The organism is Vogesella fluminis, from assembly GCF_014652335.1.
Classification (GTDB): Bacteria; Pseudomonadota; Gammaproteobacteria; order Burkholderiales; family Chromobacteriaceae; genus Vogesella; species Vogesella fluminis.
The window spans coordinates 21072-28722 of sequence record NZ_BMYP01000036.1 but is presented as its reverse complement, the minus strand read 5'-3'; the positions used below and the strand labels follow the sequence as shown (position 1 = coordinate 28722).

Below are 7651 nucleotides of genomic sequence, written 5' to 3'. Positions count from 1 at the left end.
AACGGCCCTGCGTTTCACTATTCCGCCTTCGGGCAGGCCCAAGTCCGACAGGCTGCTAGCGGCACTTAACGCGCATCGCCGATACCACCACGCACGCCGCTGACCGGCATCGCCCGATAGCGGCACGCTGCGGCCAACGTTGGCCGCAGTCCCTTCCTGCCTACGGATGGGGGGCCGGCCCGAGCATCTCCCCACCATCGCCGAACTGCATCAATTGCAGGCGATCCCGCGCGCCACCGCAGGGCCATCATCGACCCCGGTAATGACATACCGGGGCCAGCGCCATGGGCAGGCCGCGGCGTTCGGCCCCGGCAAATGCGCCCGGCCGCCCCGACCCCGACACCGTTCCAGGCCGCACGCGGCGACAGCCCCGCAAAAGCAGAACAGCCCTGCCAGCTTGTGCTGGCAGGGCTGCATTCGGACCGGCTGGCGATCAGGTGGAGCGGCCTGACCGGCAAGCCGGACAGGCGCTCGATCCTGGCGTCAGCGAGCGGGCTCAGGCACCTGTTTTCAGGCCGAAGGCCGCGTCGCCGCTGGCCGGAGCCGCTGCAGGATTATCCAGCAGTGCCTTGATCGACAGGCGCACGCGACCGCGGTCATCCATCTCGATGGCCTTCACTTTCACGATCTGGCCTTCCTGCAGGTAGTCGCTCACGTTCTTGATGCGCTCGTGGGCGATCTGCGAGATGTGCACCAGACCGTCCTTGCCCGGCATGATGGACACGATGGCGCCGACGTTGTTGTCGAGGATCTTCACTACCGGACCTTCGTACACCTTGCCCACTTCCACTTCGGCAGTGATTTCCTCGATGCGCTTCTTCGCAGCTTCCGCGCTTTCGGTGGAAACCGAGGCGATGGTGATGGTGCCGTCTTCCTCGATATTGATCTCGCAGCCGGTATCCTTGGTGATGCCACGGATGGTTTCGCCACCCTTGCCGATCACTTCACGGATTTTCTCCGGGTTGATCTTCATCACGTACAGGCGTGGCGCGTGGTTCGACAGCTCTTGCGGGCCTTCGATCGCCTCTTTCATGTGACCGAGGATGTGAACGCGGCCTTCCTTGGCCTGTTCCAGCGCGATCTGCATGATTTCCTTGGTGATGCCCTGGATCTTGATGTCCATCTGCAGCGCGGTGATGCCTGCGGCAGTACCGGCCACCTTGAAGTCCATGTCGCCCAGGTGATCTTCGTCACCCAGGATGTCGGTCAGCACCGCAAAGCGGTTGCCTTCCAGGATCAGGCCCATGGCGATGCCGGCCACATGCGCCTTCAGCGGCACACCGGCGGACAGCAGCGACAGGCAGCCGCCGCATACCGATGCCATCGACGAGGAGCCGTTGGATTCGGTGATTTCCGACACGATACGCATGGTGTAGCCGAAGTCGGCTTCCGATGGCAGTACCTGTGCCAGCGCGCGCTTGGCCAGACGACCGTGACCGATTTCACGACGCTTCGGCGGGCCCATGCGGCCGGCTTCACCGGTAGAGTACGGCGGGAAGTTGTAGTGCAGCATGAAGCGGTCGGTATATTCACCGGCCAGCGCGTCGATGATCTGCTCGTCACGCTTGGTGCCCAGCGTGGTGGTCACGATGGCCTGGGTTTCGCCACGGGTGAACAGCGCGGAGCCGTGTACGCGCGGCAGCACGCCGGTGCGGATGGCGATCGGACGCACGGTGCGGGTGTCGCGACCGTCGATACGCGGTTCGCCGGCCAGGATCTGGCCACGCACGATTTCGGCTTCCAGCGACTTGAAGATGCCCTTGATCTCGTTGGCCACCAGGGTGTCGGTATCTTCGGTGATCAGCGCGCTCTTCACCGCGGACCAGGCGGCGCCCAGTGCTTCGGAACGGGCGCCCTTCTGGCGGATGCGGAAGGCGTTGGCGATCATTTCGCCGGAGATGTCGCGGATCTTGCCGATCAGCTCGTCGTTCTGGGCCGGTGCGGTCCAGTCCCACATTACCGGGTTCACTTCGTCAGCAAATTCGTTGATGGCCTTGATCGCGGCCTGCATCTGCTCGTGGCCGAACACCACGCCGCCCAACATCACGGCTTCGGACAGCTCGCGGGCTTCGGATTCCACCATCAGCACGGCACGCTCGGTACCGGCTACCACCAGATCCATTTCCGAGGTTTCCAGCTCGGTCTTGGTCGGGTTCAGGATGTACTCGCCGTTGGCGTAACCGACGCGGGCGGCGCCGATCGGGCCGCCAAACGGCAGGCCCGAGATGGCCAGCGCGGCGGAGGCGCCGATCATGGCCGGAATGTCGGAATCCACTTCCGGGTTCAGCGACATCACGGTGGCCACGATCTGCACGTCGTGATAGAAGCCTTCCGGGAATAGCGGACGGATAGGACGGTCGATCAGGCGGCTGGTCAGGATTTCCTTCTCGGACTGCTTGCCTTCGCGCTTGAAGAAGCCGCCCGGGATCTTGCCGGCGGCGTAGGTACGCTCCAGGTAGTCCACGGTCAGCGGGAAGAAATCCTGGCCTGGCTTGACGTTCTTGGAGCCGACAACCGATACCAGTACCACGGTATCTTCAACGGTAACGACCACGGCGCCGGAGGCCTGACGGGCCACTTCGCCGGTTTCCAGGGTCACGGTGTGGCGACCGTACTGGAACGATTTGCTAACTTTATTAAACACGTGAGGTTTCCTTTGATTTAAGGAATAGAACTTGCAACGGGAACCCCTAGCAATCAACACCGTAACCGATACCGATTCCTAGAGGCTCCCCCCGTTGACTCAATAAGATACTGCAGAAACGAAAAAGTCGCAGACAGGCTGCGACTTTTCCGAATTTAAACCGATTACTTACGCAGACCCAGACGAGCGATCAGAGCGCGGTAGCCAGCGACGTCGGTGCGCTTGAGGTAGTCAAGCAGGCGACGACGGGAGCTAACCAGTTTCAGCAGGCCGCGACGGCTGTGATGATCCTTGGTGTTCGCTTTGAAGTGCGGGGTCAGATCGTTGATACGAGCGGTCAGCAGGGCTACCTGAACTTCGGTAGAACCGGTGTCGCCTTCCTGGCGCTGGAAATCTTTAACGATCTGTGCTTTTTGAGCGGCGGTCATTGCCATAATAATAAACTCCGATATCGGTTCAGGGTGTTGCCACCCGACAAGTGTAGCGAGCCGAAACCCATCCACACTTCACTATTCGGTTGCCGGAGCAACCATCACCCGCACCGGTTGAAGCAAACCGTCTTCCGTTGCCTCCGCCAGTCCGAGAAACTCGCGTGTTTGCGCATGGTAAACACGAAAGCGCTGCATTGTCGCACAGTTTTCGGCACCGCGCACGGCCTGGCCGTGACAAAAGCGGCGCGCGTCTTCTGCGGCCAACGTTTGCTCGGGGAAATGCGACACCAGGATATCGACCGGCAGCAGCAGGCCGTCGCGCGCCTCGCGCGGCAGGGCCTCGATGGCTTCCAGCGTATGCGCGTCTTCCAGCCGGAAGCCGCCGGTGGTGGTACGGCGCAGGCCGGTGAGGTGCGCGCCGCAACCGAGTCGCTCGCCCACATCCTGCGCCAGGGTACGGATATAGGTGCCCTTGCTGCACAACACCTCGATCACCGCGGTATCGACGCCGTCAAACGACAGCAACTTGATCTCATGGATGGTGACCTCGCGCCCGGCACGCTCGATCTCGATGCCCTCGCGCGCATACTCGTACAGCGGCCGCCCCTGGAATTTCAGCGCCGAATACATCGGCGGCACCTGGGTAATCACACCGCAGAATGCGGCCAACGTTTGTTCCAGCGCTGCGCGGTCAAACGTTACCGGTCGCTTGATGACCACCTCGCCCTCGATGTCGCCGGTGGTGGTGACCTGGCCGAACCTGACGGTGGCGCGATAGCCCTTGTCGGCATCCAGCAGATAGGACGAAAACTTGGTCGCCTCGCCGAAGCACACCGGCAGCAGGCCGGTCGCCAGCGGATCGAGCACGCCGGTATGGCCCGCCTTGGCCGCACTGTAGAGCCAGCGCGCCTTTTGCAGGGCACCGTTGGAGCTGACGTCGTAAGGCTTGTCCAGCAGCAGCACGCCGTTGATCGGCAGTTTCACCCGACGTGGTGCGCTCATGCCTTGCCGCCGGCCTCGTCATCCATATCGCCAACCGGCTCGTCGCCCTCGGCCTCGTCTGCCACCGGCTCATCCGCATCGCTGTCGGCGTCCTGGGCCACCGTCACCGCGGTGCCGTTGACTTCATCGATCAGGCGACTCATGTACACGCCACGTTCGATGGAGTCGTCATAGATGAAGTGCAGCTGCGGCGTGGTGAAAATCTGCAGCACCTTGCCGATGCCGTTGCGCAGGTAGCCGGCGGCGCTTTCCAGCGCCTCCTGGGTGATCTCGCGCTTGCCTTCTTCCATCACCGTGTAAAACACCTTGGCGTGGGAGTAGTCGCGGGTCACTTCTACCGCGGTGATGGTCACCCAGCCCACGCGCGGGTCCTTCAGACCCTTGCGAATCAGCTCGGCCAGCTCGCGCTGGATTTGCTCGGCGATGCGGTCCGAGCGGGAAAAACCTTTTTTGGCTTTGGCCATGATTGCAAATACCAAATTCAGCCACGAAATCCACGAAAAACACGAAAGCGAAGCAAGCGCATTGGCCTGGCCTGCTATCGTCCGTGCCTTTTCGTGGATTTCGTGGCAGATCAACATTCAAAAAAGGCGGGGCAAGGCCGGCCTTGCGGCCAACCTTGCACCCGCCCCTAACCACCGTCTTACAGTGTACGCGCCACTTCGACGATTTCGAATACTTCCAGCTGATCGCCTTCCTGGATGTCGTTGAAGTTTTTCAGCATCAGGCCACATTCGTAACCCTGACGCACTTCCTTGACGTCATCCTTGAAGCGCTTGAGCGAGTCGAGTTCGCCGGTATGCACCACCACATTGTGACGGATGAGACGCACGCTGGCCGAACGCTTGATGATGCCGTCGGTCACCATGCAGCCGGCGATGTTGCCCACCTTGGACACCGAGATCACCTGACGGATCTCCACGGTACCCAGAATCTGCTCTTTCTTCTCCGGAGCCAGCATGCCGGACATGGCCGCCTTCACATCGTCCACCACATCGTAAATGATGTTGTAGTAACGGATCTCGACGCCTTCGCTCTCCGCCAGCTTGCGCGCGGCAGCATCGGCACGGGCGTTGAAGCCGACCACGATGGCCTTGGAGGCGATCGCCAGGTTGATGTCGGATTCGGTGATGCCACCCACACCGGAGTGCAGGATGTTGACGCGGACCTCATCGGTGGACAGCTTTTGCAGACTGCCAGCCAGCGCTTCGTAGGAGCCCTGCACGTCGGCCTTGATGATGACGGACAGGCTCTGCACCTCGCCTTCGGACATCTGGGCAAACATGTTTTCCAGCTTGGCGGCCTGCTGCTTGGCCAGACGCACATCGCGGAACTTGCCGGCACGGAACAGCGCGATTTCACGTGCCTTTTTCTCGTCGGCCAGCACCATGGCGTCTTCACCGGCAGACGGTACATCGGACAGACCCAGGATTTCCACCGGAATGGCCGGGCCAGCCTCGTCGACCGGCTTGCCGTTCTCGTCGATCATGGCACGTACGCGGCCGAAGGCAGTACCTGCCAGCACGATGTCGCCCTTCTTCAGGGTGCCACTCTGTACCAGCAGGGTAGCCACCGGACCACGGCCCTTGTCGAGGCGTGCTTCCACGATGATGCCCTTGGCCGGGGCCGCTACCGGTGCGGTCAGTTCCAGCACTTCGGCCTGTAGCAGGATGGCCTCCAGCAGCGCATCAATGTTCTGGCCCATCTTGGCCGATACCTCGATGAACTGGGTATCGCCACCCCAGTCCTCCGGCACCACCTCGTGCGCCACCAGCTCCTGGCGGATGCGTTCCGGGTTGGCGCCCTGCTTGTCGATCTTGTTCACCGCCACCACGATCGGCACGCCGGCTGCCTTGGCATGGTGGACCGCCTCGATGGTCTGCGGCATCACGCCGTCATCGGCTGCCACCACCAGTACCACGATGTCGGTCGCCTTGGCACCGCGGGCACGCATGGCAGTAAACGCCTCGTGACCCGGGGTATCCAGGAAGGTGATCATGCCGCGCGGGGTTTCCACGTGGTAGGCACCGATGTGCTGGGTAATCCCGCCGGCCTCGCCCGCAGCCACCTTGGCGCGACGGATGTAGTCCAGCAGCGAGGTCTTGCCGTGGTCGACGTGACCCATCACGGTTACCACCGGAGGACGCGGCAGGGATTCGGCGGCTTCGGCCACTTCATCCTTGTCCAGATACGCTTCCGGATCATCCGTCTGCGCAGCCTTGCCGACGTGGCCCATTTCTTCCACGATGATCAGTGCGGTTTCCTGGTCCAGCACCTGGTTGATGGTCACCATCATGCCCATCTTCATCAGCACCTTGATCACTTCGGCGGCTTTTACCGCCATCTTGTGGGCAAGATCACCAACGGTAATGGTTTCCGGCACCAGCACTTCGTGCACGATAGGCTCGGTCGGAGCCTGGAAAGCATGCTGGTTGTTGCCATTCTTGTGTTTGCCACCCTTGCGGCTCTTCCAGTCATTGCTGGCATCGCCGCCACGGGTCTTCAGACCCTTGCCCTTCTTGCCATCATTCCAGTCACGGCCACCGGCACCGCCTTTTTTTGCCGGGCCACGACGGGCGTCGCCGGCAGGAGCCGGAGCCGCGGGTGCGGTACCAGCGGGAGCCGGCCGCGCCGGAGCCGCTGCCGAACGGGTAGCAGCGCCAGCAGGACGACCCGCGCCCTGGCCGGGACGCTGACCGCCTTGCGGGCGGGCTGCGCCATCACGATTGCCGCCGGCCGGTTGCATGCGCGGCTGGGTTGGTTTGGCCGAACGCGGCATGTCTTCGGTACGCGCAGCAGGCTTGGCCTCCACCGGTGCTGGTTTGGCTACCGGCGCCGGCGCCGGTGCCGCGGCCTCCAGACGGGCTGCATTACGACGGGCTTCACGTTCCTGCTTTTCACGCACCAGTGCTTGCTGGCGGGCCCTGAATTCAGCCTGGCGAGCCTCTTCCGCAGCACGGGAAGCCAGCTCGGCATCAGACAGGATAGATGCAGGGCGGCTGAGTGTCGGCTGTTTCACCGGCGCCGCAGATGCTTCTGCAGCCACCGGTTTGGCTTCAGACTTGCTTTCCGCAGTCCTGGCCGCTGGTTTTTCTGTCTTGGCCGTAGCCTGCTTCACTTCTGCCGGCTTTGCTACCGGCTCCACCACTTCCGCCTTGACCGGCTCGGCTACAACTGCCGGTTCGGGGGCTGCCGGCTCGGTCTTGGCGTCCACCGCCGGTGCGGCCACAACCGGCACCGCCACAGGCACAGGAGCCGTTTTTTGCGCCTCGTCTTCCGGCCGCACGAACACACGCTTCTTGCGGGTTTCCACCTTCACAGTGCTACCCGTTGCACTTTGCACTTCAGAAGTCTGTTTACGGGTCAGGGTCACCTGGTTGCCATCGCGTGCGCCATGCGAGGTTTTCAGGAAGTCCAGTAGACGCTTCTTGTCACCCTCGGTCAGTGTTTCTTCGAAGCCGCGCTTGGCGACACCGGCCTTGTTCAATTGCTCAACAAGCCTTTCAGGAGAAAGGCCAAGCTCACTGGCAAACTGTTTGATATTTGTCAAAACCATGCGTATTCCTAATTCCTC

5 protein-coding genes are annotated in these 7651 nt (G+C 62.1%); all 5 read right to left on the bottom strand.

The window, feature by feature from the left end; translation table 11 throughout:
* Window positions 1-496 precede the first annotated feature (496 nt).
* The 5 genes from pnp to infB all read right to left on the bottom strand — a co-directional run bounded on the left by pnp (window position 497) and on the right by infB (window position 7633).
* A complete protein-coding gene (pnp, locus tag IE083_RS12770) occupies window positions 497-2644 on the bottom strand; it encodes a polyribonucleotide nucleotidyltransferase (protein WP_189354134.1) in 2148 nt (715 codons plus the stop codon).
* 164 nt (window positions 2645-2808) lie between these two features.
* Complete coding sequence (gene rpsO / locus IE083_RS12765) at window positions 2809-3078, bottom strand: 30S ribosomal protein S15 (protein ID WP_189354131.1); 270 nt, start codon at window positions 3076-3078, stop codon at window positions 2809-2811.
* 75 nt (window positions 3079-3153) lie between these two features.
* Window positions 3154-4077, bottom strand: a complete 924-nt coding sequence (truB, locus tag IE083_RS12760; protein ID WP_189354128.1) for a tRNA pseudouridine(55) synthase TruB — start codon at window positions 4075-4077, stop codon at window positions 3154-3156.
* A complete protein-coding gene (rbfA, locus tag IE083_RS12755) occupies window positions 4074-4541 on the bottom strand; it encodes a 30S ribosome-binding factor RbfA (protein ID WP_189354124.1) in 468 nt (155 codons plus the stop codon). Before rbfA ends, truB begins: the two co-directional genes overlap by 4 nt.
* Before the next feature lie 179 nt (window positions 4542-4720).
* Complete coding sequence (infB, locus tag IE083_RS12750; RefSeq protein WP_189354123.1) at window positions 4721-7633, bottom strand: translation initiation factor IF-2; 2913 nt, start codon at window positions 7631-7633, stop codon at window positions 4721-4723.
* Window positions 7634-7651 lie beyond the last annotated feature (18 nt).